We start from the raw sequence: 25,485 nt of genomic DNA, 5'->3' as shown, positions 1-25,485 counted from the left end.
GTCAGGGTCCGGGGCCCGGGGGATCAGCGGCAGGAGGGCGAACGGGTCCGGCCGCCCGGTCCCGCCGCCCCGGCGGTGACGGCGGCCCCGGCGGTGGCAGCCGTGACGGCGGCCGGCTCGGGATCGTCCAGGAGGCGGCGCGGGCCGCAGCCGTCCTCACCGCAGATGTCGTAGGGGTTGGCGAGCATGCAGCTCTCCAGGGACAGACAGCCGCAGCCGATGCAGTCGGTCAGGTTGTCCCGCAGACGGGTGAGCTGGCGGATTCGGGCGTCGAGATCCGCGCGCCAGGACTCGGAGAGCACCGCCCAGTCCGGCTTGTTCGGCGTCCGGCCCTCGGGCAGCCGGGCCAGCGCCTCGCGGATCGCGGTCAGCGGCATGCCCACGTTCTGCGAGACCCGGATGAACGCCACGCGCCGCAGTGTGTCCCGGCGGTAGCGACGCTGGTTGCCGGAGGTGCGGCGGCTGCTGATCAGCCCCTGGTCCTCGTAGAACCTGAGGGCCGAGGTGGCGACGCCGCTGCGCTGGGCAAGCTGCCCGATGGTGAGTTCCTTGGCGATCTGGGGGGCCATGGGGTCCATCGTAGCGAGACCTCAACATTTCTTGAGATTCATGGGTTAGCGTGAAGCACCTGGCTGATGAGGGGAGTTGCGCGTGGGGAAGCTGGTGGCCATCAGCGATCTGCATGTGCGGTATGCCGAGAACCGGGAGATAGTCGAGCGGCTGCGGCCGACCGGCGAGGAGGACTGGCTGCTGGTCGCCGGTGACGTCGGCGAGATGGTCGCGGACGTGGAGTGGACTCTGGAGACACTCAGCCGGCGGTTCGCCAAGGTGATCTGGGTCCCGGGCAACCACGAGCTGTGGACCCCGCCCGACGACCCGGTGCGGCTGGTCGGCGTCGAGCGGTACCAGCACCTGGTCGCCATCTGCCGGCGGCTCGGGGTCGTCACCCCCGAGGACCCGTTCCCCCTGTGGGAGGGCGAGGGCGGCCCGGCCGTGATCGCGCCGCTGTTCCTGCTGTACGACTACACGTTCCGCCCGGTCGGCACCACCACCAAGGCGGAGGCGCTGGCCGTCGCCAAGGCGGCCGGCGTGATCTGCACTGACGAGTTCTTCCTCAACCCCGACCCGTATCCCACCCGCGACGCCTGGTCCAGGGCGCGGGTCGAGGAGACCGAGAAGCGGCTGACCGAGGAGGTGCCGGACGGGCTGCCGACCGTGCTGGTCAACCACTGGCCCATCGTGCGCGAGCCCACCCGGATTCTGCGGTACCCGGAGTTCGCCCTGTGGTGCGGCACCGAGACCACCGAGGACTGGCCGCGCCGCTTCCGGGCCGCCGCCGTCGTCTACGGCCACCTCCACATCCCGCGGCTGATCTGGCAGGACGGGGTGCCCCACCAGGAGGTGTCGCTGGGCTACCCGAGGGAGTGGCAGCCGCGCGGCACCCCGCCGGGGCGGCTGGTGCAGATCCTGCCGCGCGTGGTGGTGGAGCGGTGATCGAGGAGCTGCTGCCGCCGTCGGTGGCGGCCGTGGAGGCGTTCGCGGACCCGGCCGAGCCGCCCGCGCTCTTCCCCGAGGAGGAACGCCACATCGCGCGGGCCGTGGACAAACGGCGCCGCGAGTTCGCCACCGTGCGGGTGTGCGCCCGCGCCGCGCTGGAACGGCTCGGCGGGCCGCGCGTTCCCCTGCTGCCCGGGGAACGGGGGGCGCCCGGCTGGCCGGACGGCTTCGTGGGGAGCATGACGCACTGCCACGGCTACCGCGCGGCGGCCGTCGCGCGGGCCGGCGACCTGGTGAGCGTCGGGATCGACGCCGAGCCGAACGAGCCGCTGCGCGAGCGGGGCGTGCTGGACACCATCGCGCTGCCCGGGGAGCGGGCGGCGCTGGCCGGGCTGGCGACGCGGCGGACCGGGGTGAGCTGGGAGCGGCTGCTGTTCAGCGCGAAGGAGAGCGTCTACAAGGTCTGGTTCCCGCTGACCCGCCGCTGGCTCGACTTCGAGGAGGCGGCGATCGACATCGACCCGGACGCGGGCACGTTCACCGCCCGTCTGCTGGTGCCCGGACCAGAGGTGGACGGGGTCCGGATGCCCGGGTTCACCGGCCGGTGGCTGGCCCGCGACGGGCTGCTGATCACGACGATCGCCGTGGTCCGCCGCCCGGCCGTGCCGCCGGGGCCGCGCGACGCGGACGGCGGTCGGCGGGCCGTCGCGTAGGGCCCGCGCGTCCCGGCACCCGGCTCGGCGGACACTCAGGCACCCGGACATGAAGCCGCCCCGGCGCGCGGGGCGCCAGGGCGGCTTCCGGGGGCGAGACAGCCGTGGGGGGACTGGGATCGTCGTCTGCCTGTCAGCCGCGCCCGGTCAGCGGACGACCGTGATCCGGTCGGCGGCCGGGGCGGCGAGGGGCGCGGTGGCGGACGAGGTGGCGGTCAGGAAGTCGGCGAGGACGGCCATGTCGTCGTCGCCGACCAGCGGGTTGGTGCCCTGAGCCAGGGTGGCGAAGCCGTCACCGCCGCCCGCCAGGAACGAGTTGACCGCGACCCGGTAGGTGGCCGCCGGGTCGAGCGGCTGACCGGCCACCAGGACCGAGTCCGCCACGATCCGGTCCGCTCCGGTCCGGGTCAGGTCCAGGGTGTAGCTCAGGCTCTCGGACGGCTGGAGGATCTTCGGCACCGCCGCGTTGCCCCCGGTCACCTGCTCCCGGAGCACCTGGAGGAGCTGGGCGCCGGTCAGGTCGAGCAGGTTGACCGTGTTGGAGAACGGCTGGACCGCGAAGCCCTCGCCGAAGGTCACCACGCCGTCGCCCTCGGCCCCGGACGCCGCGTACACCAGGTCGGTGCGGACGCCGCCGGGGTTCATCAGCGCGAGGTCGGCCGACGGGTCGAGCGACTGGGCGTGCGCGAGCTGGGCGTCGGCGATCAGGTCGCCGAGCGGGAACTCGGGGGTGCCGGCGCCGCGGCCCCGGATGTCCTCGGCGATCCAGCCGATGGGCCGGTTGGCGACGGGCGCGGCCAGCGCGTTCCAGTACGAGATCAGCTCGGTCAGGTCCGGGGCCCGCTCCTGGAGCCGGTCCACGACGCGGTTGGTGCCCTCGACCGAGGTTCGCACGATGTCCTCGGTGCCCAGGTCGTAGGCCATGTTCAGCTCGGTGAACAGGCGGCCGTTGGAGGAGGCCGAGGTGACCAGGCGGTCGTGGCCCGACGGGTCGGGGATGGTGCACACGTACGGCTGGTGGGTGTGGCCGGTGACCAGCGCGTCGACGTCCGAGGAGGTCCGCTGGGCGATGTCCACGATCGGGCCGGACAGGCCGCCGGAGGGGCCGTCGCAGTCGTGGTTGTACGCGGGGGCCGCCGGGTAGCCGCCCTCGTGGATCAGGGCGACGACCGCGTTGACGCCGCGCCGCTTGAGCCGCGCGGTGTAGGTGTTGATCGTCTCGACCTCGTCCAGGAAGTCGATGCCCTCGATGCCCTCCTGGGTGACGATGTCGGCCGTCCCCTCCAGGGTGACGCCGATGAAGCCGACCTTGACGCCGCCGAGGTTCTGGATGGTGTACGGCGCCAGGATCGGGCGGCCGGTGTCCTCGTGGACGACGTTGGCGGCCAGGTAGGGGAAGTCGGAGCCCTCGAACTCGCGGCCCTCGACGTAGCAGCCGTCCACCGGGTGGCAGCCGCCGTCCTGAAGCCGGGTCAGCTCCTCCCAGCCCTCGTCGAATTCGTGGTTGCCGACGCCCGCGACGTCCATGTCCAGGGCGTTGAGCGCCTCGATGGTCGGCTCGTCGTGGAACAGTCCGGACAGCAGCGGCGTCGCGCCGACCAGGTCGCCGGCCGCGACGGTGACCGAGCGGCGCTCGCCCTCGCGGGCCTCGCGCAGGCCGGTGGCCAGGTACTCCACGCCGCCCGCGGTGATCTGGGTGGTCGTTCCGTCCGGGTTCTCCCGTGTGAGCGTGCCGTTGGAGCCCGCGGGCGGCTCCAGGGCGCCGTGCAGATCGTTGATGGCGAGGACCTGCAGGTCGACGGTCCGACTCGGCTTGCTGTGCGCGGCGGAGTCGGCGGCTTGGGCGGCGGGCAGGGCGACGGCGAGCGCCGCCGCGACCGCGAGCGCCGCCGCTCCCGCGGTCACGCTGTACTTCCGTGCGTGCATGTGTCCCTCTCGGCGATCAGGGCATGACTTTTCCAGTCCGGCCCGAACCCTAGTGGCTACGCGCGTAGCAAGGCAGGGGGTCCCGGTAACAAGGAGATGAAAGCTCCGGCGCCCGGGCAGGCCCTAAAGTCGCTTCCATGAGTGACGTCATGGTGCGGGACCAGGTGACGGAGAAAGAGCTGCGCGAGGCGTGGGCGCTGATCGAGGCGGCGGCCCGGGCGGACGGGCAGAGCGCGGTGTCGGAACAGGGTCGGCTGCTGTTGCGCGGCGGGGCGCGGGAGGGCGTGCGGCATCTGCTGATGCGCCGGGGCGCGAGCGAGTTGGTCGGCTACGCCCAACTGGACGGAACGGACCCGGTGGAGGCGCCCTCGGGCGAGCTCGTCGTCCACCCCGAGCACCGGGGCCGCCGGTACGGGCGGGTGCTGGGCGAGGCGCTGCTGGCCGAGTCGGGCCACCGGCTGCGGCTGTGGGCGCACGGCGGCCACCCGGCGGCGCGGCACCTCGCGCAGCTGCTGGGCCTCAGGCTCTTCCGGGAGCTGCGGCAGCTGCGCCGCCCGCTGGGCGGGCTGAGGTCCGCCGGCGAGCCGAGGCTGCCCGAGGGCGTGCGGGTGCGGACGTTCGTGCCCGGCCAGGACGAGGAGGCGTGGCTGGCCGTCAACGCGGCGGCCTTCGCCCACCATCCGGAGCAGGGCTCGCTCACCCGCCAGGACCTGGACGCGAGGATGGCCGAGCCGTGGTTCGACGCGGCCGGTTTCTTTCTCGCGGCGCGGACGGACGACGACCGGATTCTCGGCTTCCACTGGACCAAGCCGCACACCGGGCAGGGGCTGGGCGAGGTGTACGTCGTCGGCGTGGCCCCGGAGGCCCAGGGCACGGGCCTGGGCCGGGCCCTGACGGCGATCGGCCTGCGCTACCTCGCGGCGAACCCCGCCCTGTCGACCGCGATGCTGTACGTCGACGCGGACAACGCCGCCGCCCTGCGGGTCTACGAGTCTCTGGGCTTCCGCACCTTCGAGACGGACCTGATGTACCGGACCGAGACGTAGGTGTGGTGTGCGGGGAGGTCGGTGACGCGGCCGGCTTTCCTGCTCGTCGGGAAGCCGGGGCCGGGGCCGGGGCCGTCGGGCGGTGTCGTGAGTCCTCGGTGCGGGCCGGGCTGGGCCGGGGCCTCACGGGGGACCGGGAGGCCGCGGGCCTGGTCCACGGAGGTCGAACGGAGATCGAACGGAGATCGATAGGCCCGCCCCCGCCCCCGCCCCCGCCCCCGGCCACCGGATCGGGGTATCGGGAGTCGTCCCCGGGTGGGGCACGAGAGGCGCGGGTACGCTCCCGGCGTGGAAGGTCGTCGGAGTGGTGAGCCCCTGAACGAGGCGGAGCGCGTGCGGCTGGGCAGGGCCGTGGTCGAGGACGGATGGTCGCTGCGGCGGGCGGCGTTCCATTTCGGGGTGTCGGTCAGCACCGCGAAGCGCTGGGCGGATCACGTCCGCCGGTCGGGGGCGGCCGGTCGTGCCGCCTCCGTTCACTTCGCTGACGTGCCGCGTTCCCGGCGAAGGCGCGAGAATGGGGATATGAGCCAGGAAACGCGGACCTTGTCCCCCTTCACGGCCTCCGAGCCGGCCGAGCCGAGCGAGCGGGCCGAGCCGGAGTCCGCCCCCGAGACGGCCGTCGAGCCCGGAGCCGAGGTTTCCGTATCCGGCCCCGAGGCCGAGGCCGAGCTGCCCGAGGACCGTTTCCTGGACCGCGAGCGGAGCTGGCTGGCGTTCAACGAGCGGGTGCTGGAGCTCGCCGAGGACCCCACCACCCCGCTGCTGGAGCGGACGCACTTCCTGAGCATCTTCGCCAGCAACCTGGACGAGTTCTTCATGGTCCGCGTCGCCGGTCTCAAGCGCCGCATCGCCACCGGCGTGGCCACCCGTTCCGTCACCGGACAGGCGCCGCGCGAGGTGCTGGGGACGATCTGGACCCGGGCCAGGGAGCAGATGACCCGGCACGCCGCCTGCTACCAGCAGACCGTTGCCCCCGAGCTCGCCGAGCGGGGCATCCACCTGCTGCGCTGGCGCGACCTCACCGAGCAGGAGCAGATCCAGCTGTTCTCGCTCTTCCGCAAGAAGATCTTCCCGGTCCTCACCCCGCTCGCCGTCGACCCGGCGCACCCGTTCCCCTACATATCCGGGCTCTCGCTCAACCTGGCCGTCGTCGTGCGCAACCCCGCCAGCGGCCACCGGCACTTCGCCCGCGTGAAGGTGCCCCCGCTGCTGTCCCGTTTCCTGGAGGCGTCGCCGCAGCGGTACGTGCCGGTCGAGGACGTGATCGCCGCGCACCTGGAGGAGCTGTTCCGGGGCATGGAGGTGCTCGCCCACCACGTCTTCCGCGTCACGCGCAACGAGGACCTGGAGGTCGAGGAGGACGACGCGGAGAACCTGCTCCAGGCCCTGGAGAAGGAGCTGCTGCGCCGCCGCTTCGGCCCGCCCGTGCGCCTGGAGGTCGAGGAGTCCATCGACGACGAGGTGCTGGATCTGCTGATCCGCGAGCTGAAGATCCGCCGCGAGGAGGTCTTCTGCCTGCCCGGCCCGCTGGACCTGACCGGCCTCAAGTCCATCGCCGCGCTGGACCGGCCGGAGCTGAAGTACCCGAAGTTCGTGGCCGGCACCCACCGGGACCTGGCCGAGGTCGAGTCGGCCTCCGCGCCCGACATCTTCGCCGCGCTGCGCACCCGCGACGTGCTGCTGCACCACCCGTACGACTCGTTCTCCACCTCCGTGCAGGCGTTCCTGGAGCAGGCCGCCGCCGATCCGGACGTGCTGGCGATCAAGCAGACGCTGTACCGCACCTCCGGCGACTCCCCGATCGTGGACGCCCTCATCGACGCGGCCGAGTCCGGCAAGCAGGTGCTGGTGCTGGTGGAGATCAAGGCCCGCTTCGACGAGCACGCCAACATCAAGTGGGCGCGGAAGCTGGAGGAGGCCGGCTGCCATGTCGTCTACGGCCTGGTCGGCCTGAAGACGCACTGCAAGCTCTCCCTCGTCGTCCGCCAGGAGGGCGAGGACCTGCGCCGCTACGCCCACGTCGGCACGGGCAACTACCACCCGAAGACCGCGCGGTTCTACGAGGACATCGGGCTGCTGACCGCCGATCCGGCGGTGGGCGCGGACCTGTCGGACCTGTTCAACCGCCTCTCCGGGTATTCCAGACGCGACAACTACCGTCGTCTGCTGGTCGCCCCGCGCTCGTTGCGCGACGGGCTGGTCACCCGCGTCCGCCGCGAGATCGAGCACCACCGGGCCGGCCGCCCGGCCTTCGTCCGGATCAAGGTCAACTCCATCGTGGACGAGACCGTCATCGACGCCCTTTACCGGGCCTCCCAGGCGGGTGTGCCGGTCGACATCTGGGTGCGCGGCATCTGCGCGGTGCGCCCCGGCGTGCCCGGCCTGTCGGAGAACATCAGGGTGCGCAGCGTGCTCGGCCGGTTCCTGGAGCACTCCCGCGTCTACACCTTCGGCAACGGCGGGGAGAACGAGGTGTGGCTCGGCAGCGCCGACCTCATGCACCGGAACCTGGACCGGCGCATCGAGGTCCTGGTCCGCGTCGCCGACCCGGCCCACCGCTCCTCGATCACCCGGCTGCTGGCCACCGGCACCGCCGACTCCACCGCGTCCTGGCACCTCGGCCCGGACGGCGCGTGGACGCGACACGCGGTGGACGCGGAGGGCAAGCCGCTGCGGAACGTCCAGGAGACGCTCATCGAGTCCCGGAGGAAGCGGCGTGTCACAGCGGCCTGAGGCGGACAGCGGCACGGACGGCACCGGCACCGGCACCGGTACCGCTGGCACCGCCGACGGCGCCGACGGCGCCGGCACCGACACCGTCGACGGGGACCTCGTCCGCGCGGCCGGCTGCGTCCTGTGGCGCCGGGCGCCGGGCGGCGGCGTCGAGGTGGCGCTCGTCCACCGCCCCCGCTGGGACGACTGGTCGCACCCCAAGGGCAAGCTGCACCCCGGCGAGACCCCGGCCGACGCGGCCCGCCGGGAGGTGCGCGAGGAGACCGGCATGGACTGCGTGCTCGGCACCTCGCTCCGCGCCGCCCGCTACCGCGCCAGGGGCCGCCGCAAGGAGGTCACCTACTGGGCGGCGGAGGCCACCGACGGCCGATTCGTCCCCAACGGCGAGGTGGACGAGCTCCGCTGGCTCCCGCCGGACGAGGCCCGCGCCCAGCTCAGCCACTCCGGGAACCGGGCGCTGCTGGACGAGGCGTTGACGACCCTGAAGCTGCCCTGAAGCGTGTCGCGGAACCGCCAGACGGCCGTCGATGCTCGTGATCACTACACCGGGCCCCGGTGTCCGGGCGCCACCGCCGGCCAGCGCACCGTGACCTCGCCCTGCCGCCAGCGGCGCGGGCCGTCCGCGAGCGGCCAGTCGGCGGCCAGCGACCGCACCGCCCGCACCCACCGCTGGCGCGCGCCGAGCGGCCCGTAGGGCGCGGCGGCGGCCCAGGCGCGGTCGAAGTCGCGCAGGAAGCGGTGCACCGGCTCGCCGGGCACGTTGCGGTGGATCAGCGCCTTCGGCAGCCGCTCGGCCAGCTCGGAGGGGGCGGCCAGCCCCGCCAGCCGGGCGGCGAACGTCACGGTCCGGGGACCCTCCGGGCCCAGCGCCACCCACACGTGGCGGCGGCCGATCTCGTCGCAGGTGCCCTCCACCAGGAGCCCGTCCGGGTCCAGCCGGGCGCACAGCCGCGCCCACGCGCCCGCCACCTCCGCCTCGGCGTACTGGCGCAGCACGTTGGCGGCCCGGATCAGCAGCGGGCGCTCGCCGCCGGGCAGCGGCAGCTCGAAGCCGCCGTGCGCGAAACGCAGCCCCGGCCCGGCGAACGGCAGCGCCGCCGTGACCCGCGCCGGGTCGATCTCCAGGCCGGTCACCCGGGCGTCGGGACGCACCCGGCGCAGCCGGTGCAGCAGCTCGACGGCGGTCCACGGCGCGGCCCCGTAACCGAGGTCGACGGCCAGCGGCGGGCCGGGGGAGCGGCGCAGGGCCGGGGCGTGGGTGGCGGCGATCCAGCGGTCCATGCGGCGCAGCCGGTTGGGGTTGGTCGTCCCCCGCGTCACGACACCCTCCGCCATGCGCCCGAGGGTAGTGGCCGCGCACAATGGGATCGCGCGGGAGGGGAGAAAGGGAAGAAGTCGGGCCGTGGCATAGTTGCACGGATTGGCGTGTAGACGGGAACAGGGACTGACCCGTTGTCTCAGGAGGATCGGTGCCGCACATCCGACGGATCGCGATGCTCAGTGTGCACACCTCGCCGCTCCATCAGCCGGGGACCGGCGACGCGGGCGGCATGAACGTCTACATCGTGGAGCTGTCGCGGCAGCTCGCCGCGCTGGGGATCGAGGTCGAGATCTTCACGCGCGCCACCTCGGGCGATCTGGCGCCGGCCGTCGAGCTGGCGCCGGGCGTGCTGGTGCGGCACGTCGACGCCGGGCCGTACGAGGGGCTGAGCAAGGAGGACCTGCCCGCCCAGCTGTGCGCCTTCACGCACGGCGTGACGCAGATCTGGGCGGGGCAGCGGCCCGGCTACTTCGACCTGGTGCACTCCCACTACTGGCTGTCCGGGCACGTCGGCTGGCTGGCCGCCGAACGCTGGGGCGTGCCGCTGGTGCACGCGATGCACACCATGGCCAAGGTGAAGAACGCGGCGCTGGCCGCCGGGGACACCCCCGAGCCGGCCGCGCGCGTCATCGGCGAGACGCAGATCGTGCGGGTCGCCGACCGGCTGGTCGCCAACACGGCGGAGGAGGCGGCCGAGCTGGTCCGCTTCTACGACGCCGACCCGCTGCGCACGGAGGTCGTGCACCCGGGTGTGAACCTCACCACGTTCCACCCGGCGGACGGCCGAGCCGCCGCCCGCGCGCGCCTCGGGCTGCCGGCCGGCGCGTTCGTCCCGCTCTTCGCCGGCCGCATCCAGCCGCTGAAGGCGCCCGACATCCTGCTGCACGCCGTGCGCGAGCTGCTCGACGCCGACCCCTCGCTGCGCTCCCGGCTGGTGGTGCCGGTGGTCGGCGGGCCGAGCGGCACCGGGCTCTCCCGCCCGGAGCGGCTGCAGAAGCTGGCCGCCCGGCTGGGCGTGGCCGACCTGGTCCGGTTCCGGCCGCCGGTCTCGCAGGCCGAGCTGGCGGACTGGTACCGGGCGGCGAGCGTGCTGGTGATGCCGTCCTACAGCGAGTCGTTCGGCCTGGTCGCCGCCGAGGCCGAGGCGTGCGGCACGCCAGTCGTCGCGGCGGCGGTCGGCGGCCTGCCGGTGGTGGTGCGGGACGGCGTGACCGGCTTCCTGATCGACGGGCACGATCCGGCCGACTACGCCCGCGCCCTGCGCCGGCTCGTGGACAGCCCGGCGCTGACCGACCGGCTCGGCGGAGCGGCGGCCCGGCACGCGCTCGGCTTCGGCTGGGACGCCACCGCCGCCGACATGCTCGCGGTCTACCGAGGGGCCGTGGAGGCGCGCCGGTTCACCCGGACGGGCATACGATCGGCCCATGGCTGATCCGCGGCAGATCGTCGAAGACTCGTTGCGCGACTCGGGCGCCGAGTGGGAGTCCCCCGCCCCCGGGCGCTACGTGGTCACCCTCCCGGGGACCCGGAAGCTGGCCACCACCTGCTCGCTGGTGCTGGGGCGGCACTCCCTCTCCGTGAACGCCTTCGTCATCCGGTGCCCCGACGAGAACCACGCGGGTGTGCACCGCTGGCTCCTCGAACGCAACACCCGGCTGTACGGGGTGGCGTACGCCATCGACCGGCTCGGCGATATCTATCTGGCGGGCAAGCTTCCGTTGTCGGCGCTCTCGCCGGAGGAGATCGACCGGGTTCTCGGCACGGTGCTGGAGAACGCCGACGGGCCGTTCAACACCCTGCTGGAGCTGGGCTTCGCCTCGGCGATCAAGAAGGAGTACGCCTGGCGCACGGCCCGGGGTGAGTCCACGCGCAACCTGGACGCCTTCGCGCACCTCACCCGCCCCTCGTCCTGACCCGCCCTCGTCCTGACCCGCACCCCGTCCGCACCCCGTCCGGGCCCGCATCCGTCCGGCCTCCCGCTCGGCCCGGTCACGGGTGGTACCGGGCGGGGAGGCGCTGCGAGACGGCGAAGGCGGACTCCGTCTTCACCTGCCGGGGACTGAAGGATCGGGGCGGCGGCGACGACGGCGGCCACCAGGAGCGCCACGATCACCACGTGGAGGAGGGACATCTGCCCCCCGACGCTGCGCGCACGCGGCACCGAACGCGGGGACGCGGACCCGGACCCGGACCGGGCTCCGTCTCGCCGACGCCGGAGAAATGCCGCTATTCCTCCACTTTGTACCCTTGGCCAACTCCGGGCCGCATCCGCCGGGCGGACCGGGCTCGTCTAATCTCGGTCCATGGCCGACGCACCGTACAAGCTGATTCTGCTCCGCCACGGCGAGAGCGAATGGAACGCGAAGAACCTCTTCACCGGCTGGGTGGATGTCAACCTGACGGACAAGGGCGAGAAGGAGGCGGTCCGCGGCGGTGAGTTGCTGAAGGACGCCGGTCTGCTCCCCGATGTCCTGCATACCTCCACCTTGAAGCGCGCCATCCGCACCGCCAATCTCGCGCTGGACGCCGCCGACCGGGCCTGGATCCCGGTACGCCGCTCCTGGCGGCTCAACGAGCGCCACTACGGCGCGCTCCAGGGCAAGGACAAGGCCGCCACCCTCGCCGAGTTCGGCGAGGAGCAGTTCGTGAAGTGGCGGCGTTCCTACGACACCCCGCCGCCGGTGCTCGCCGACGGCGCCGAGTGGTCCCAGAGCGACGACCCGCGCTACACGGCGATCCCCAGCGAGGTCCGCCCGCGCACCGAGTGCCTCAAGGATGTCGTCGTGCGCATGCTGCCGTACTGGTACGACGGCATCGTCCCGGACCTCAACACGGGCCGGACCGTGCTGGTCACCGCGCACGGCAACAGCCTGCGGGCCCTGGTCAAGCACCTGGACGGCGTCTCGGACGACGACATCGTGGGCCTGAACATCCCCACCGGCATCCCGCTGCTGTACGAGCTGGACGCCGACTACCACCCGGTCAAGCCCGGCGGCACCTACCTCGACCCGGACGCCGCCAAGGCCGCCATCGAGGCGGTCAAGAACCAGGGCAAGAAGTAGCTCCCTGCCCCCTTGAGCCCCCCGCCCGCGGTCCCGCCGCGCGCGGGGGGCTCCGCCGCTGTGCCGTCCCCGTCGCTCGCCGGGAGAGCGGCCGGGAAGCCCTAGGCTCGGGGCATGACCGACACGGGGGCCCGGGCGAGGTGGGAGGACCGCTGGCTGCTGCCCGCCGAGCTGCTGGCCGACGGGAGCGGGCGCGGCGCGTCCGGGGGAGGCGGACGGCGCACCGGGCGCGACTGGGCCGTCGACGTCCTGCTGTTCCTGTGGGCGGTCGGCATGTGGATCGTGCTGACCCTGACCCTGCCCGACCGCGACTACCTGCCCGAGTGGATAGTCGTCATCGACCCGCCGCTGGGCGCGCTCGCCTGCCTCGCCGTGTGGTGGCGCCGCAGCCACCCGCTCGCCCTGGCCCTGGCCCTGGTCCCGGTCGGCGCGGTCACCAGCTCCGGCTTCGGCGCGCTCACCGTCGCGATCCTCACCCTCGGGCTGCGCGTCCCGTGGCGCACCGGCGTGCTGGTCATCGCCCTGCACTTCGTCGCCGCCCTGCCGTACATGCTGATCTACAGCCTCCCGCACGAGGGCGGCTGGACGACGATCGCCTTCATCACCGCGTACTACCTGTTCTTCTTCTCCTGGGGCGCCGGGATGCGCGTCCGGCGCCAGCTCGTGGTCCGGCTGCGCGAGGACGCCCAGCGCGAACGGGACGAGCACGCCCGGCGACTGGCCGACGCCCGGCGCGGCGAGCGCGAGGCCATCGCCCGCGAGATGCATGACGTGCTGGCGCACCGCATCTCCCTGCTGTCCGTGCACGCGGGCGCCCTGGCGTACCGGACGGACCGGTCGGCGGGCGGTGGCGCCAAGCCGCTGACGTCCGCGGAGATCAGCGACAGCGCCCAGATCATCAGGGACACCGCGCACCAGGCCCTGGAGGAGCTGCGCGAGGTGCTGAACGTGCTGCGCGGCCCGGACCCGGCGGGCGGCCGGCCGCAGCCGGGCATCGCGGGCATCGGCGAGCTGGTGGCCGAGGCCGAACGGGCGGGACAGCGGGTGGGTCTCAGCGTGGAGTACGACCACGACGCGGCCGACGGCCTGCGCGGTCCGGTGCAGCGCACGGCCTACCGGGTCGTTCAGGAGGGGCTGACCAACGCCCGCAAGCACGCCCCGGACGCGGGGGTCACCGTGCGGGTCTCGGGCGCGCCCGGCGAGGGCCTGACCGTGGAGGTCCGCAACGACCTGCCCGCCGGCGCCTCACCGGCCCAGATCCCCGGCGCCGGGGCCGGTCTGGCCGGTCTGGAGGAGCGCGCCGCGCTGGACGGCGGCAGCTTGCGGCACGGCATCAGCGACACGGCGTTCGAGCTGGTGGCCCGACTGCCATGGGGCCCCGCCGGACAAGGGCGGGGCCCCGACGCTCAGCAGGCACCCCCGCACTGACACGCGGAGCCGGACTGGCAGCCGCAGCCGCAGCCCGAACCGCACCCGCAGCCGCTCAGCAGCGGCAGGGGGCGGCGCTCACGCGGGGACACGGGGGCGGGAACGGATATCGGGGCGGGAGAGGCGGGTGAGGCAGCCATGAAATCCTCCTCGACAGCGGATGTACATCGCTGCCCATGGACCCCTACCCCGCGCCCCGCGTCAACCAGCGCGGAACAGGCGCGCGGGAGCACGGACCGGCGTCCAGGGGGCGCGTCCTCAGACGGTGGCCTCGGGCTCCGGGGTGAACTCGTCCGCGTGCTCGCCCGTCACCAGGTACACCACCCGGCGGGCGATCGACACCGCGTGATCGGCGAACCGCTCGTAGTAGCGGCCGAGCAGCGTCACGTCCACGGCCGTCTCGATGCCGTGGTTCCACCGGTCGTCCAGCAGGTGGCTGAAAAGCGTCCGGTGCAGCGAGTCCATCTCGTCGTCGTCCTGTTCGAGCTGCATCGCCAGGTCGACGTCCTTCGTCAGCAGCACCTCGGTGGCCTTCGCCATCAGCCGCTGGGCGAGCTGCCCCATCTCCAGGATGGTGGCCGCCAGGTCGCGCGGCACCGCCGAATCCGGGAAACGGAGCCGGGCGACCTTCGCGACGTGCTGCGCGAGGTCTCCACAGCGCTCCAGGTCGGCGCTCATCCGCAGCGACATCACGACGATCCGCAGGTCGGTGGCGACCGGCTGCTGCCGCGCGAGCAGCGCGACCGCCGAGTTCTCCAGGTCCCGCTGCATCTCGTCGACCTTGTCGTCGGCGGCTATCACGCTCTCCGCGAGCTTCAGGTCCGCGTCCAACATCGCCGTCGTCGCCCGGCCTATCGCCGAGCCGACGAATCTGGCCATCTCGACCAGGTTGTCGCTGATCGCGTCGAGCTCCTCATGATACGCGTCACGCATGACTGTCCTTCCTCACCTGTGGCGCCGTTCGTGTCGTTCATAAGCTCTGTCCGCAAAGCAGCCGGTTCCGCCCCGTCAAGTGAATCATCGCTGTCAGCAAGGTGAACTCTCGCGGGCGCCCGGAAGAGCATCTTCGGTCACATCTGTGGTCCGCGCGCACAACCCGCATAACCTGAGGATATGGACGTGAACGCGGCGGTCGCCGCCGTGGCGGCGATAGCCGGGATGTGCACCGGCGCCATCGCCATGCTGGCATTCCGCCTCAGCGAGCGCGAGCGCACGCGTCCCCTCCGCGCCACCCTGACGGCCGATGCGACGCTGCCTCCCGGCGTGGACACCGTGCTGTCGGTGCTGCGCTCCTCGGCCGTGGTGCTGGACGAGCGGGACGACGTGGTCAAGGCCAGCTCGGCGGCGTACGCGCTGGGCCTGGTCCGCGGCGGCCGGCTGGCCGTGGAGCCGATCCTGGGGATGGTCCGCGACACCCGCCGCGACGGCGAGATACGGGAGACCGAGCTCGACCTGCCCCGGCGCGGCCGGGGCCTGGGCCGCGCCGACGTGCTGGCCGTCTCCGCCCGCGCCGCGCCGCTGGGCTCCCGGCTGACGCTGCTGCTGGTCGAGGACTTGACGGAGGCGCGCCGTATCGAGGCGGTCCGGCGTGACTTCGTGGCCAACGTCAGCCACGAGCTGAAGACCCCGGCCGGCGCGCTCTCCCTGCTGTCCGAGGCCGTCCTCGACGCGGCCGACGACCCGGTGGCCGTGACCCGCTTCGCGGGCCGCATGCAGCACGAGGCGACCCGGCTGACCAACCTCGTCCAGGAGCTGATCGACCTCTCCCGGGTGCAGGACAACGACATGCTCACCCAGGCCGAGTTGGTGCCGGTGGAGGAGCTGGTGGTCGAGGCCATCGACCGCTGCCGCCAGCAGGCGGGCAGCAAGCAGATCACCATCGCCTCCGGCGGCACCGAGGGCCTGTGCGTCTGGGGCAACCGCGGCCAGCTCGCCGCGGCCCTCGGCAACCTGGTGGAGAACGCGGTGAACTACAGCCCGCCGCACACCCGGGTCGCCATCGCGGGTTCCCAGGTCCCCGCCCCGGGCCAGGATCTGATCGAGATCGCCGTCACCGACCAGGGCATCGGCATCCCCGAGACCGACCGGGAGCGGGTCTTCGAGCGGTTCTACCGCGTCGATCCCGCCCGCTCCCGGGCGACCGGGGGCACCGGCCTGGGACTGGCGATCGTCAAGCACGTGGCCGCCTCGCACGGCGGGGAGGTCATGGTGTGGAGCGCCGAAGGCCAGGGCTCCACGTTCACCCTGCGGCTGCCCGAGCCGGGCAGCGCGCGGGAACGCCATCTGTCCGTCCGCAGGAAAAGGGACGGACTCGGTGGCACCCTGCATGAACCGGCCGAGTTCCCCGACGGCACCGAGCCCGACGCCGTCTCGGGTCCCCGGCCACATCCCACCCGCACCAACGATCCCGCCCGGGAGGTCCTCCCGTGACCCGAGTGCTCGTCGTCGAGGACGAGGAGTCTTTCAGCGACGCTCTGTCGTACATGCTCCGCAAGGAGGGCTTCGAGGTCGCCACCGCGGCCACGGGCCCAGAGGGGCTGGACGAATTCGAGCGCAACGGCGCCGACCTGGTGCTTCTCGACCTCATGCTGCCGGGCCTGCCCGGCACCGAGGTCTGCCGCCAGCTCCGGGGCCGCTCCAACGTGCCGGTCATCATGGTGACCGCCAAAGACAGTGAGATCGACAAGGTGGTGGGCCTGGAGATAGGGGCTGACGACTACGTCACCAAGCCGTTCTCCTCGCGAGAGCTGGTGGCCCGCATCCGCGCGGTGCTCCGCCGGCGCGGGGAGTCGGAGGAGGAGAGCCCGGCGGCCCTTGAGGCCGGGCCGGTGCGGATGGACGTGGACCGGCACGTGGTCACCGTCTCCGGCCGCAAGGTGGATCTGCCGCTCAAGGAGTTCGACCTGCTGGCGATGCTGTTGCGCAACGCCGGCCGGGTGTTGACGCGGATGCAGCTCATCGACCGGGTCTGGGGCGCCGACTACGTCGGCGACACCAAGACGCTGGACGTGCACGTGAAGCGCCTGCGCGCCAAGATCGAGCCCGACCCGGGAGCCCCGCGCTACCTGGTCACGGTGCGCGGGCTCGGCTACAAGTTCGAGCCGTAAGGCGGCCGACGGCGTGGCAGGGGGACGGCACCCACCGGGGGCCGTCCCCCTGCCACGCCGGGAGTCCGGGAGGGCCCGGAGCGGCTTCAGTCCTCCGTGCCGGCGCCCGCGACGGTGGCCGCCTCGTCCTCGGTGGCCTCGTCCTCGGTGGTCCCGTCCGTCGCCTCGTGCGTCGCCTCGTCCGTGGCCTGGTCGCCGTTCGCCTCGTCCGTCGCCTCGTCGGTCACGTCCGGGTCGGGGGGCTCGGTCTCGTCCGCCGAGGCCGTCGGGGACGGCGTGGCGGCGGGCGTCGGCCCCCAGTCGCCCTCGTAGACGCCCTGGTCCGCGACGACGCGGGCGAAGAGCCCGATCTCGCCGGTCTCGCTCAGGGTGAAGACCACGTGCTGCGCGTTGCCCAGCGCCACGTCCGTGGCGGCCGGGTTCTGGAGGTACGCCGCCGCGTCGCCGGCGCCCGAGCCCAGCGCGATCGATCCGCCGGCCGGCACCACGACCGCGTCCTCGCCCTCGGCGGGGACCAGCTCGACCTGGGCGCCCGAGTCGGGCAGCGCGACCGACCGCAGGGTCTGGTCCTCGCTGCCCTGGTTGAACAGCCGCGCGCTGATCGCGCCCGGCCCGTCGCCGGACTCCGGCAGCACGACGTTGACGTTCTGGACCTTGATGTCATCGACCTGGGCGGCGGCGTTGTCCGGCTTGACATTGCCGGTCTCGGCCCCGTTCCCGGCGCCGCAGGCGGTCAGCCCGGCGATCGAGAACGCGAAGAACGCGGCGGCTGAGCCGCGTCGAAGGCTGCTGCTCACGGCGGCGGCATCTCCTCGGACGGTCTGGATGATCTCTCGGGCCACAGGGTACCGACCCCGAATTCCGGCCCCGCACCCGCCCCGGGGCCGGAGCGCCGGAAGCACTCGAATGGAATGATGATCAAGAGACCGGCCTATGATCGATTCTTCGAAACGCGGACTGGTGGCTGAGCACATTCCGCCAACTGGGACAAATCGGGCAACTTTTACTGATCGGCTGAACCTTTTCCTGTCCGTCCGCGTCTAGATCGGCAAACTTCCGGGTCCGCCCAACCCCGCTCTCACCTGCGGTTACCTGCCGTCCCGCGCTTCCCGAAGCATGCCGCGGCCGCCCTTGTCAACCCCCGAGATGCGGTCTGACCTGCGAAAACGTCATTCAAAGGGGCGGCTTCCCGTGTTAGCATGGAGAGCCACGGAAGGGGTACCTGTCACATGACGTTCAAGGTTGGCGACACCGTGGTCTATCCCCATCACGGGGCCGCGCTGATCGAGGCCATCGAAACCCGCCAGATCAAAGGTGTGGACAAGCTCTACTTGGTGCTGAAGGTCGCTCAGGGTGATCTCGAAGTGCGTGTGCCGGCGGAAAACGCGGAGCTGGTCGGCGTGCGCGATGTGGTCGGGCAGGACGGACTGGAGCGGGTCTTCGAGGTGCTGCGCGCGCCGTATGCCGAAGAGCCGACCAACTGGTCCCGCCGCTACAAGGCGAATCTCGAAAAGCTGGCGTCCGGCGACGTGATCAAGGTGGCCGAGGTCGTGCGCGACCTGTGGCGCCGGGAGCGCGAGCGCGGTCTCTCCGCGGGTGAGAAGCGCATGCTGGCCAAGGCGCGCCAGATCCTCGTGAGCGAGCTCGCTCTCGCGGAAGCCACCAACGAGGACAAGGCCGAGTCCCTCCTGGACGAGGTTCTCGCATCCTGATGTCTTCCCGGCCCGGCCTGTATGTATGTCCGGCCCCGGTGCGACTCGGCCCTGATTGATGCGGCCCTATGTGATGCGGCCCTATGTGATGCGGCCCTATGTGATGCGGTGAGTCTCGCCACGTCGAGCCCCTCGCACGCATAAGCTCCCGCCACTGTCCGCGGGTCGGCCTATTCTCCCGGGAACTGGCATTCCCAGGCCGACAGGATTTCGACGCCGACGGGATTTCGACAACGTGGCTGGGAACACCGGAATCGTCAGCGTGCGACACGTGCCGCAGCGCCCGAAAGGCATTTCCCCTATGCCGCACGGGCGCTGTGGCATGTACGGATCGTTCACAGATGCGTGCCGGGACCGTGAAGCTCGCTCGACCGGCCTGTCACGGAAGGGGCCGATCGCGTGGTCCCCAGCACGCTCAGGCCATACCCAACACCGCCCCGCGAACAAACCTGCACCCGTCGCCAAATGACAGACACCACACCCTCCCGCGCCCGGCCGCCGCGCACCGCCGCCGTCATCCCGGCCGCGGGCAGCGGCCTCCGGCTCGGTCCCGGAGCCCCCAAGGCGCTGCGCCCGCTGAGCGGTACCCCCATGCTCGTCCACGCCGTGCGCGCGATGGCCCGCGCCCGGGCGGTGAGCCTCGTCGTCGTCGTGGCCCCGCCCGGCGAGGTCGAGGCCGTTCGCTCGCTGCTGGACGAACACCCCCCGCCACCCGCGGTGGAGCAGTTCGTCGTGCCCGGCGGCGCCACCCGCCAGGCGTCCGTCCGCCGCGGTCTGGACGCGCTGCCGGCGGACGTCGAAGTGGTCCTCGTGCACGACGCGGCCCGCCCGCTCGTGCCCGTCGACACCGTGGACGCGGTGGCCGCCGCCGTCCGCGCCGGGGCGCCCGCCGTGGTGCCGGCCCTCCCGGTCACCGACACGGTGAAGCAGATCGCCGCCCCGGCCGTCGGCGGCGCGCCCGAGCCGGTCGTCGCGACGCCCGACCGTGCGCTCCTGCGCGCTGTGCAGACGCCCCAGGGATTCGATCGCGCCACGCTGATCGAAGCGCATACCAAGCTGGCCGACTCGGACATCACCGACGACGCCGGCATGGTCGAGCGGCTCGGCGTCCCCGTGGTGCTGGTGCCCGGCCACGAGGAGGCGTTCAAGGTCACCCGCCCGCTCGATCTCGTGCTCGCCGAGGCCGTGCTCGCCCGCCGGAGGAGGAACGATGGCTTCTGAGGCTCCCCCGCTGCCCCGGATCGGGGTGGGCACCGATGTGCACGCCTTCGAGGCCGGCCGCGAGCTGTGGTGCGCCGGGCTGCACTGGCCCGGCGCCGGGTACGGCCTCGCCGGCCACTCGGACGGCGATGTCGCCGCGCACGCCGCCTGCGACGCGCTGTTCTCCGCCGCCGGGACCGGCGACCTCGGCGCGCACTTCGGCACCGGCCGCCCCGAGTGGTCCGGCGCCTCGGGCGTGACCCTGCTCGCCGAGGCCGGCCGGATCGTCCGCGCCGCCGGCTTCGGCATCGGGAACGTGGCCATCCAGGTCATCGGCGTCCGCCCCAAGATCGGCACCCGGCGCGCGGAGGCCCAGCGGGCCCTGTCCGACGCGCTCGGCGCGCCCGTCTCCGTCTCCGGCACCACCACCGACGGCCTCGGCCTGACCGGCAGGGGCGAGGGGCTGGCCGCGATCGCCACCGCCCTGGTGTGGCCACGCTCCGTCACCGGGTGAGACTGGACTCAGGTCGCCTTCCCTCATCACGCACCGCGGCGCACCTTCCTCACCTCACCCCCACCCTCACCCCCACGACGAGGAACCCCGTGTCCGTCATGTCCCTCACGCTTCCCGACGGGGTCAAGACCCTGCTCGACAGCGCCCCCCACCTGATCCTCGCCACCATCCAGCCGGACGGCAGCCCCCAGCTCTCCCCGGTCTGGGGCATGCGCGACGGGGAGGAGGTGCTGATATCGACCACGGTGGGACGCCGCAAGGAGCTGAACCTGCGCCGCGATCCGCGCGCCACCGTCCTCGTGCGGCCCTCCACCTACGTCTACGCCGAGATCCGCGGCACCGTCACCGTCAGCCCCGACCCGGAGTGGCGGCTCGTTGACGAGCTGTCGCGGCGCTACACCGGCCGCCCCTACGCCGAGTTCAACCCGCGTTCGGTCCACGACGCGCCCCGTGTGGTGGTCCGCGTGAGCCCGCGCAAGATCCACACCCAGGGCCTCGGCTGAGTGCTTCCCCCCGCCCGTCCTTTCCCCCGCGCCCGGCGGCGCGGGGGAGCCCCCTCGCCCACTACTCTTGACGCGTGACCATTCGCCTGTACGACACCAGCAGCCGGCAGATCCGTGACTTCGACCCGCTCACGCCGGGCCGCGTCTCGATCTACCTCTGTGGTGCCACCGTGCAGGCCGCGCCGCACATCGGGCACATCCGCTCGGGGCTCAACTTCGACATCATGCGGCGCTGGTTCGCCCACCGCGGGTACGAGGTGACGTTCATCAGGAACGTCACGGACATCGACGACAAGATCATCGCCAAGAGTGCCGAGCAGGGCCGTCCCTGGTGGGCCATCGGCTACGAGAACGAGCGCGCGTTCGACGCCGCCTACACGGCGCTGGGCTGCCTGCCGCCCAGCTACGAGCCGCGCGCCACCGGGCACGTGCCCGAGATGATCGAGATGATGCGCACCCTCATCGGCCGGGGGTACGCCTACCCGTCCGACGGCAACGTGTACTTCGACGTGCGCGGCTTCCCCGGCTATCTGGGGCTGTCCAACCAGGACCTCGACCACCTCCTCCAGCCCGGGGACGAGGGCGAGACCGGCAAGCGCGACCCGCGCGACTTCGCGCTGTGGAAGGCGGCCAGGCCGGGCGAGCCGAGCTGGGAGACGCCCTGGGGCCGCGGTCGGCCCGGCTGGCACCTGGAGTGCTCGGCGATGGCGCACAAGTACCTCGGCGCGGCCTTCGACATCCACGGCGGCGGCATCGACCTGATCTTCCCGCACCACGAGAACGAGATCGCCCAGTCCCAGGCGGCCGGCGACGAGTTCGCCCGTTTCTGGGTGCACAACGCCTGGGTCACCATGAGCGGCGAGAAGATGAGCAAGTCCCTGGGAAACTCGGTGCTGGTCTCCGAGATGGTCACCCGCTGGCGCCCCATCGTCCTGCGGTACTACCTGGGCACCCCGCACTACCGCTCCACCATCGAGTACAGCGACGAGGCGCTGGCCGAGGCCGACGCCGGCTTCGGCCGGATCGAGGGCTTCCTCCAGCGCGCCACCGAGCAGCTCGGCGAGATCGTCCCCGCGCCCGCCGTGCCGGACGACTTCGCCGCCGCCATGGATGAGGACCTCGGCGTCCCGCAGGCGCTGGCCGCCGTCCACACCACGGTCCGGCAGGGCAACGCGGCGCTGGCGGAGGGCGACAAGGAGTCGGTCGTCGCGCTGGCCGCCCAGGTGCGGGCGATGCTCGGGGTGCTCGGCCTCGACCCGTTCGACGCCCGGTGGGCCGCCGCGGGCGGGCGCGGCGACGAGCTGACGGGTGTGGTGGACACGCTGGTCCGGCTCGTCCTGAAGCAGCGCCAGGCCGCCCGAGAACGCAAGGACTACGCGACCGCGGACGCCATCCGCGACGACCTCCAGTCCGCCGGCCTGGTGATCGAGGACACCCCCAACGGTCCGCGCTGGGAAATCGGCTGAGCTGAGAAGGAAACAGGAACACATGCCAGGCAACAGCGCGCGTCCCAACCGCCGCACGTCCCAGAAGAAGGGTCCGCAGATCGGCAGTGGCGGCCAGAGCCGCCGCGCCCTGAAGGGCAAAGGTCCTACCCCGCCCGCCGAGATGCGCAAGGGCCATGCCAAGCAGCGCGCGGCCGCGGCCAAGGCGCGCAAGGAGCAGTCCGGGCGCGGCGGCCGGGCCGGAGGTGGCGCTGGACGCGGTGCCGGACGCGGCGGCAGGTCGGCCTCCGAGCTGGTCGTCGGCCGCAACCCGGTGGTCGAGGCGCTGCGCGCGGGCGTTCCGGCGCGGACGCTGTATGTGCAGCAGTTCCTCGACACCGACGAGCGCGTCACCGAGGCCATCAAGCTGGCCATGGAGCGTGGCGACGTGCACCTGGTCGAGGCGCCCCGGGGCGAGCTGGACCGGATCACCACGGGCCTCAACCACCAGGGCCTGGCCCTCCAGATCCCGCCCTATGAGTACGCGCATCCGGACGACCTGGCCGCCGACGCGGCCGAGGCCGGGGAGGACCCGCTGATCGTCGCGCTCGACGGCGTCACCGATCCGCGCAACCTCGGCGCCGTCGTCCGCTCCGCCGCCGCCTTCGGCGCCCACGGCGTGGTGGTGCCCGAGCGCCGCGCGGCCGGGATGACCGCGGGCGCGTGGAAGACGTCGGCCGGCACGGCGGCGCACACCCCGGTGGCCCGCGCGACCAACCTGACCCGCGCCCTGCAGAGCTACCAGAAGGCCGGGATCACCGTCGTGGGCCTGGCCGCCGACGGGGAGAGGGACCTGGCGGAGCTGGAGACGCTGGCCGGGCCGGTGGTCGTCGTGATCGGCAGCGAGGGCAAGGGCCTGTCCCGGCTCGTCGGCGAGACGTGCGACGTCCGGGTCCGCATCCCGATGCCGGGCGGCGCCGAGTCGCTCAACGCGGGTGTGGCCGCCGGGATCGTGCTGTACGAGGCGGCGCGCCGCCGGTCCTGATCCGGTCGTCCTCCGGGGCGGGGGGCGCTTGACGGGTCGCGGACAGTCTTTGTGCGGTCAAGGCAGTGTCTTAAACCAGTGTCACTCGGTTAGATGAGTGTGGACACCAAGACACCCCGCGGCCTCTCGATCGACGAGCCGGTGTTGAGCACGGTCAAGGTGCCGTGCGATCCCGCCCAGGTCATCGTGAACCACGCCAGTTTCCGGGTGCGGCTCGCCACCCCGCCCCCGGTGAGCATCGCTGTCAGTGACACCGCCACCCTGACCCGGGTCCCGGCCGCCGCCGCGCGCCGCCGCCCGCTCGTCTGGAGCGGCCGGAGCGCGCCGGGCGACCCGGGCGCGACGATGCTGCTGGAGGCGGTCCGCGAGGCCGGGCACACGCCCGGCACCGACGCCTTCAGCACCCAGGTGCTGCCGCGGGTCGGCACGGACGCGGGCCCGCCGGCGGTGATCGCCCCGCGCTCCCCGCAGGGCCCGGAGACCACCCAGCTCCTGCCCTCGATCGCCCCGGAGCCGGCGGAGGAGCGGCCCCGGGCCGCCGACGGCCGGCAGGCGTACCACCCGGGCCGCCACCTGAGCCTGGGCGTGGTGCTGCTGCCGCTGCGCGTCCTGCTCGGCTTCATCGCGATCTACGCCGGCATGGGCAAGCTGACCGACCCCGTCTACTTCGACGGCGGCGAGCGTGGCTCCCTCTACACCTGGCTCGACACCCTCCAGCCGTGGACGGCGGCGGCCCCGCTGCACGAATGGGCGCTCTCGCACCCGGTCGGGGCCGGGCTGACCGTGGCCTTCACCCAGATCATCGTGGGCGTGCTGACCATCTTCGGCCTGTGGCAGCGCCTGGCCGCCGGGCTCGGCGCCCTGCTCTCCCTGGCCCTGCTGGTGACCGTGAGCTGGGGGAACGGCCCGGCGTACGACACCCCCGACATCATCCTGGCCGCCGCCTGGTCCCCGCTGCTGATCGCCGGCGCCCCCGTGTTCTCGCTGGACGCCCGGCTGGCGGGTGAGGCGTGGCGCAGGCTCGGCCCGCGCGCGCCGCTGCCCGACCTGCGCCGCCGCGTCCTGCGCCGGGGCGCCGTGCTGGCCACCCTGCTGCTGGGCTGCGCGTTGCTGATCGGCTCGCTGCTGGGCAGCGCGGTGCGGTCCTCGCAGTTCGTCACCGTGCCCGAGCCGGGCGAGCCGCCGCGCAATCACCGCCTGGGCCAGCCGCTGCCCGAGGAGGCGGAGGAGGACGGCGAGGACACCGCCGAGCGGAGCGAGGAGGGGTCCGTCACCGAGGAGCCCGACGCGCCGCGGGAGGCGGCCGAGGAGGCGGAGCCGGGCGCGGACCCGGACGCCGAGACCGGCGCGGCGACGGACGGGCCGCGGCAGCAGGTGCCGCCCACCGAGCAGACCGTGCCCGCGCCGCAACAGCCGTCGTCGCCCGAGCAGTCGGTCCCCGTGGAGGTGCCCCCGGCCTCCCCGCCCGGCGCTGGGAACGCCGGCGAGCCGGTCGAGGAGTCGCCCACCGACGACGGAGGTGACCGGAGCAGCCTCAGCCCCATCGGCGGGCTGCTCGGTTAGGTGGCGTTCTCGGCGCTTGAGACGTGACCGGCGCCACGGGAACCCGTGGCGCCGGTCGGACCATACCCGGGGGACCTACGATGCGCGCCCGCGTGCGCGCCGGCGATCCGGAAGCGTTCCGAGAGCCGTTCACCTCCTCCGCGCGGCACGGCGCGGCTACGGGAACGCGGCGCGGGCGACGGGCGTGCTCGGCCCGGCCGGGGACGTGGTGTCCCCGACGCTCCCCGACGCTCCCGGAGGCGTGGCGGCTGCGCGAACGGCTCCGCGACGAGGGCGACCAGCCCCCGCCCCTGGTGAGGGACATCACGGTCAACGTCCCGCGCAGCACCACGGGCGCCAAGCGCCGCCCGAGCGCGCCCTGGCCCGCCTCCCGGCCCGCGAGGCGCGCGCCCCCCGGTCACCGACGAGCTGGTCGGCCGCCTGGCGGACGGCGGACCAGCCGGCCGCCGCCAGGGCCGCCCCGGGCGGCAGCGGACCTCCCGGGGTCGCCCCGGTGGAGAAGGCCGTCGACGCCATCGGCCGGGAGGGCATCGCCGTCCCCCGCACCGACGAGGCGCGGCAGGACAGGACCGAGTGATCTCCGCCCCCGAGACCTTCGCGTACCTGGGGTCACGCCGGAGCCCGGCGCCATCACCGGGAACACGGCCGTCCTGCGCAGGGCCGTGGTCGACAGGGAACGGGAACGGTCGGC

General features: G+C 73.1%; 23 protein-coding genes and 1 pseudogene. 19 read left to right on the top strand and 5 right to left on the bottom strand.

Annotated features, from left to right (window positions below):
• Positions 1–23: 23 nt before the first annotated feature.
• A complete protein-coding gene (gene soxR, locus OIE51_RS11910; RefSeq protein ID WP_442811907.1) occupies positions 24–578 on the bottom strand; it encodes a redox-sensitive transcriptional activator SoxR in 555 nt (184 codons plus the stop codon).
• Positions 579–651: 73 nt separating this feature from the next.
• Here soxR and OIE51_RS11905 point away from each other — a divergent pair, with 73 nt between their 5' ends.
• Positions 652–1,494, top strand: a complete 843-nt coding sequence (locus OIE51_RS11905; RefSeq protein WP_326597582.1) for a metallophosphoesterase family protein — start codon at positions 652–654, stop codon at positions 1,492–1,494.
• Positions 1,491–2,210 (top strand): 4'-phosphopantetheinyl transferase family protein, encoded by a 720-nt coding sequence (locus tag OIE51_RS11900; protein WP_326597581.1) that lies wholly within the window; start codon positions 1,491–1,493, stop codon positions 2,208–2,210. The genes OIE51_RS11905 and OIE51_RS11900 overlap by 4 nt, the downstream gene beginning before the upstream one ends.
• 147 nt (positions 2,211–2,357) lie before the next feature.
• Here OIE51_RS11900 and OIE51_RS11895 read toward each other — a convergent pair whose 3' ends face one another.
• Positions 2,358–4,136, bottom strand: coding sequence for a bifunctional metallophosphatase/5'-nucleotidase (locus OIE51_RS11895; protein ID WP_326597579.1), 1,779 nt, complete (start codon positions 4,134–4,136; stop codon positions 2,358–2,360).
• Between the two features lie 137 nt (positions 4,137–4,273).
• On the opposite strand from OIE51_RS11895, the gene mshD reads away from it, so the two are divergent.
• The 4 genes and pseudogenes from mshD to OIE51_RS11875 all read left to right on the top strand — a co-directional run bounded on the left by mshD (position 4,274) and on the right by OIE51_RS11875 (position 8,411).
• The gene (gene mshD / locus OIE51_RS11890; protein WP_326597576.1) at positions 4,274–5,182 is read left to right on the top strand and encodes a mycothiol synthase; all 909 of its coding nucleotides are present in this window, start codon (positions 4,274–4,276) and stop codon (positions 5,180–5,182) included.
• 288 nt (positions 5,183–5,470) lie between these two features.
• Positions 5,471–5,647, top strand: a pseudogene (locus OIE51_RS26935) (helix-turn-helix domain-containing protein); the annotation flags it as partial.
• A 57-nt stretch (positions 5,648–5,704) separates the two neighbouring features.
• Positions 5,705–7,915: an RNA degradosome polyphosphate kinase gene (locus tag OIE51_RS11880; protein WP_326600607.1), complete on the top strand. Its 2,211-nt coding sequence runs from the start codon at positions 5,705–5,707 to the stop codon at positions 7,913–7,915.
• Positions 7,899–8,411 (top strand): NUDIX hydrolase, encoded by a 513-nt coding sequence (locus OIE51_RS11875; protein WP_326597575.1) that lies wholly within the window; start codon positions 7,899–7,901, stop codon positions 8,409–8,411. The genes OIE51_RS11880 and OIE51_RS11875 overlap by 17 nt, the downstream gene beginning before the upstream one ends.
• A gap of 44 nt (positions 8,412–8,455) precedes the next feature.
• Here OIE51_RS11875 and OIE51_RS11870 read toward each other — a convergent pair whose 3' ends face one another.
• Positions 8,456–9,250 (bottom strand): class I SAM-dependent methyltransferase, encoded by a 795-nt coding sequence (locus tag OIE51_RS11870; protein WP_326597573.1) that lies wholly within the window; start codon positions 9,248–9,250, stop codon positions 8,456–8,458.
• A gap of 158 nt (positions 9,251–9,408) precedes the next feature.
• Between OIE51_RS11870 and mshA the strand changes: the two genes are divergently transcribed.
• From mshA to OIE51_RS11850, 4 genes are all read left to right on the top strand, one after another.
• Entirely contained in the window at positions 9,409–10,668 is a 1,260-nt protein-coding gene (gene mshA / locus OIE51_RS11865) for a D-inositol-3-phosphate glycosyltransferase (protein WP_326600606.1), read from the top strand.
• Positions 10,661–11,149 (top strand): YbjN domain-containing protein, encoded by a 489-nt coding sequence (locus OIE51_RS11860; RefSeq protein ID WP_326597571.1) that lies wholly within the window; start codon positions 10,661–10,663, stop codon positions 11,147–11,149. Before mshA ends, OIE51_RS11860 begins: the two co-directional genes overlap by 8 nt.
• A gap of 390 nt (positions 11,150–11,539) precedes the next feature.
• On the top strand, positions 11,540–12,298 hold the full coding sequence (locus tag OIE51_RS11855; RefSeq protein WP_326597570.1) for a phosphoglyceromutase: 759 nt from the start codon (positions 11,540–11,542) through the stop codon (positions 12,296–12,298).
• A gap of 114 nt (positions 12,299–12,412) precedes the next feature.
• Positions 12,413–13,726 (top strand): sensor histidine kinase, encoded by a 1,314-nt coding sequence (locus tag OIE51_RS11850; RefSeq protein ID WP_326597569.1) that lies wholly within the window; start codon positions 12,413–12,415, stop codon positions 13,724–13,726.
• Positions 13,727–13,984: 258 nt separating this feature from the next.
• On the opposite strand, the gene phoU is transcribed toward OIE51_RS11850, so the two are convergent.
• Complete coding sequence (gene phoU / locus OIE51_RS11845) at positions 13,985–14,659, bottom strand: phosphate signaling complex protein PhoU (protein ID WP_326597567.1); 675 nt, start codon at positions 14,657–14,659, stop codon at positions 13,985–13,987.
• A gap of 180 nt (positions 14,660–14,839) precedes the next feature.
• Here phoU and OIE51_RS11840 point away from each other — a divergent pair, with 180 nt between their 5' ends.
• Positions 14,840–16,156, top strand: coding sequence for a sensor histidine kinase (locus tag OIE51_RS11840; protein WP_326597565.1), 1,317 nt, complete (start codon positions 14,840–14,842; stop codon positions 16,154–16,156).
• The gene (locus OIE51_RS11835; protein WP_049563925.1) at positions 16,153–16,833 is read left to right on the top strand and encodes a response regulator transcription factor; all 681 of its coding nucleotides are present in this window, start codon (positions 16,153–16,155) and stop codon (positions 16,831–16,833) included. The genes OIE51_RS11840 and OIE51_RS11835 overlap by 4 nt, the downstream gene beginning before the upstream one ends.
• An 86-nt stretch (positions 16,834–16,919) precedes the next feature.
• On the opposite strand, the gene OIE51_RS11830 is transcribed toward OIE51_RS11835, so the two are convergent.
• On the bottom strand, positions 16,920–17,630 hold the full coding sequence (locus OIE51_RS11830; protein WP_326597564.1) for a DUF461 domain-containing protein: 711 nt from the start codon (positions 17,628–17,630) through the stop codon (positions 16,920–16,922).
• A gap of 432 nt (positions 17,631–18,062) precedes the next feature.
• Here OIE51_RS11830 and OIE51_RS11825 point away from each other — a divergent pair, with 432 nt between their 5' ends.
• The 7 genes from OIE51_RS11825 to OIE51_RS11795 all read left to right on the top strand — a co-directional run bounded on the left by OIE51_RS11825 (position 18,063) and on the right by OIE51_RS11795 (position 24,794).
• Complete coding sequence (locus OIE51_RS11825; RefSeq protein ID WP_326597562.1) at positions 18,063–18,545, top strand: CarD family transcriptional regulator; 483 nt, start codon at positions 18,063–18,065, stop codon at positions 18,543–18,545.
• 465 nt (positions 18,546–19,010) lie between these two features.
• Positions 19,011–19,766: a 2-C-methyl-D-erythritol 4-phosphate cytidylyltransferase gene (gene ispD, locus OIE51_RS11820; protein WP_326597560.1), complete on the top strand. Its 756-nt coding sequence runs from the start codon at positions 19,011–19,013 to the stop codon at positions 19,764–19,766.
• Entirely contained in the window at positions 19,756–20,259 is a 504-nt protein-coding gene (gene ispF, locus OIE51_RS11815; RefSeq protein WP_326597559.1) for a 2-C-methyl-D-erythritol 2,4-cyclodiphosphate synthase, read from the top strand. Before ispD ends, ispF begins: the two co-directional genes overlap by 11 nt.
• Before the next feature lie 98 nt (positions 20,260–20,357).
• Positions 20,358–20,762: a PPOX class F420-dependent oxidoreductase gene (locus OIE51_RS11810; protein WP_326597557.1), complete on the top strand. Its 405-nt coding sequence runs from the start codon at positions 20,358–20,360 to the stop codon at positions 20,760–20,762.
• A 74-nt stretch (positions 20,763–20,836) separates the two neighbouring features.
• The gene (gene cysS / locus OIE51_RS11805) at positions 20,837–22,228 is read left to right on the top strand and encodes a cysteine--tRNA ligase (RefSeq protein ID WP_326597555.1); all 1,392 of its coding nucleotides are present in this window, start codon (positions 20,837–20,839) and stop codon (positions 22,226–22,228) included.
• Positions 22,229–22,250: 22 nt separating this feature from the next.
• Positions 22,251–23,231, top strand: a complete 981-nt coding sequence (rlmB, locus tag OIE51_RS11800) for a 23S rRNA (guanosine(2251)-2'-O)-methyltransferase RlmB (RefSeq protein ID WP_326597554.1) — start codon at positions 22,251–22,253, stop codon at positions 23,229–23,231.
• A gap of 93 nt (positions 23,232–23,324) precedes the next feature.
• Positions 23,325–24,794: a DoxX family membrane protein gene (locus tag OIE51_RS11795; protein ID WP_326597552.1), complete on the top strand. Its 1,470-nt coding sequence runs from the start codon at positions 23,325–23,327 to the stop codon at positions 24,792–24,794.
• Positions 24,795–25,485 lie beyond the last annotated feature (691 nt).

The sequence above is a fragment of the Streptomyces sp. NBC_01803 genome (assembly GCF_035917415.1).
In the GTDB taxonomy this organism is placed as follows: Bacteria; Actinomycetota; Actinomycetes; order Streptomycetales; family Streptomycetaceae; genus Streptomyces.
The sequence above is the reverse complement of the archived record's forward strand: the minus strand, read 5'-3'. Positions and strand labels throughout refer to the sequence as shown.

Bases quoted from the DNA above. Each gene is read 5' to 3' on its own strand.
- OIE51_RS11880 (WP_326600607.1), top strand. From the start codon at position 5,705: ATGAGCCAGGAAACGCGGACCTTGTCCCCCTTCACGGCCTCCGAGCCG.
- OIE51_RS11840 (WP_326597565.1), top strand. From the start codon at position 14,840: ATGGACGTGAACGCGGCGGTCGCCGCCGTGGCGGCGATAGCCGGGATG.
- OIE51_RS11810 (WP_326597557.1), top strand. From the start codon at position 20,358: ATGTCCCTCACGCTTCCCGACGGGGTCAAGACCCTGCTCGACAGCGCC.
- phoU (WP_326597567.1), bottom strand. From the start codon at position 14,659: ATGCGTGACGCGTATCATGAGGAGCTCGACGCGATCAGCGACAACCTG.
- OIE51_RS11895 (WP_326597579.1), bottom strand. From the start codon at position 4,136: ATGCACGCACGGAAGTACAGCGTGACCGCGGGAGCGGCGGCGCTCGCG.
- rlmB (WP_326597554.1), top strand. From the start codon at position 22,251: ATGCCAGGCAACAGCGCGCGTCCCAACCGCCGCACGTCCCAGAAGAAG.
- OIE51_RS11850 (WP_326597569.1), top strand. From the start codon at position 12,413: ATGACCGACACGGGGGCCCGGGCGAGGTGGGAGGACCGCTGGCTGCTG.
- mshA (WP_326600606.1), top strand. From the start codon at position 9,409: ATGCTCAGTGTGCACACCTCGCCGCTCCATCAGCCGGGGACCGGCGAC.
- OIE51_RS11870 (WP_326597573.1), bottom strand. From the start codon at position 9,250: ATGGCGGAGGGTGTCGTGACGCGGGGGACGACCAACCCCAACCGGCTG.
- soxR (WP_442811907.1), bottom strand. From the start codon at position 578: ATGGACCCCATGGCCCCCCAGATCGCCAAGGAACTCACCATCGGGCAG.
- OIE51_RS11860 (WP_326597571.1), top strand. From the start codon at position 10,661: ATGGCTGATCCGCGGCAGATCGTCGAAGACTCGTTGCGCGACTCGGGC.
- OIE51_RS11825 (WP_326597562.1), top strand. From the start codon at position 18,063: ATGACGTTCAAGGTTGGCGACACCGTGGTCTATCCCCATCACGGGGCC.
- mshD (WP_326597576.1), top strand. From the start codon at position 4,274: ATGAGTGACGTCATGGTGCGGGACCAGGTGACGGAGAAAGAGCTGCGC.
- ispD (WP_326597560.1), top strand. From the start codon at position 19,011: ATGACAGACACCACACCCTCCCGCGCCCGGCCGCCGCGCACCGCCGCC.
- OIE51_RS11795 (WP_326597552.1), top strand. From the start codon at position 23,325: ATGAGTGTGGACACCAAGACACCCCGCGGCCTCTCGATCGACGAGCCG.
- ispF (WP_326597559.1), top strand. From the start codon at position 19,756: ATGGCTTCTGAGGCTCCCCCGCTGCCCCGGATCGGGGTGGGCACCGAT.
- OIE51_RS11855 (WP_326597570.1), top strand. From the start codon at position 11,540: ATGGCCGACGCACCGTACAAGCTGATTCTGCTCCGCCACGGCGAGAGC.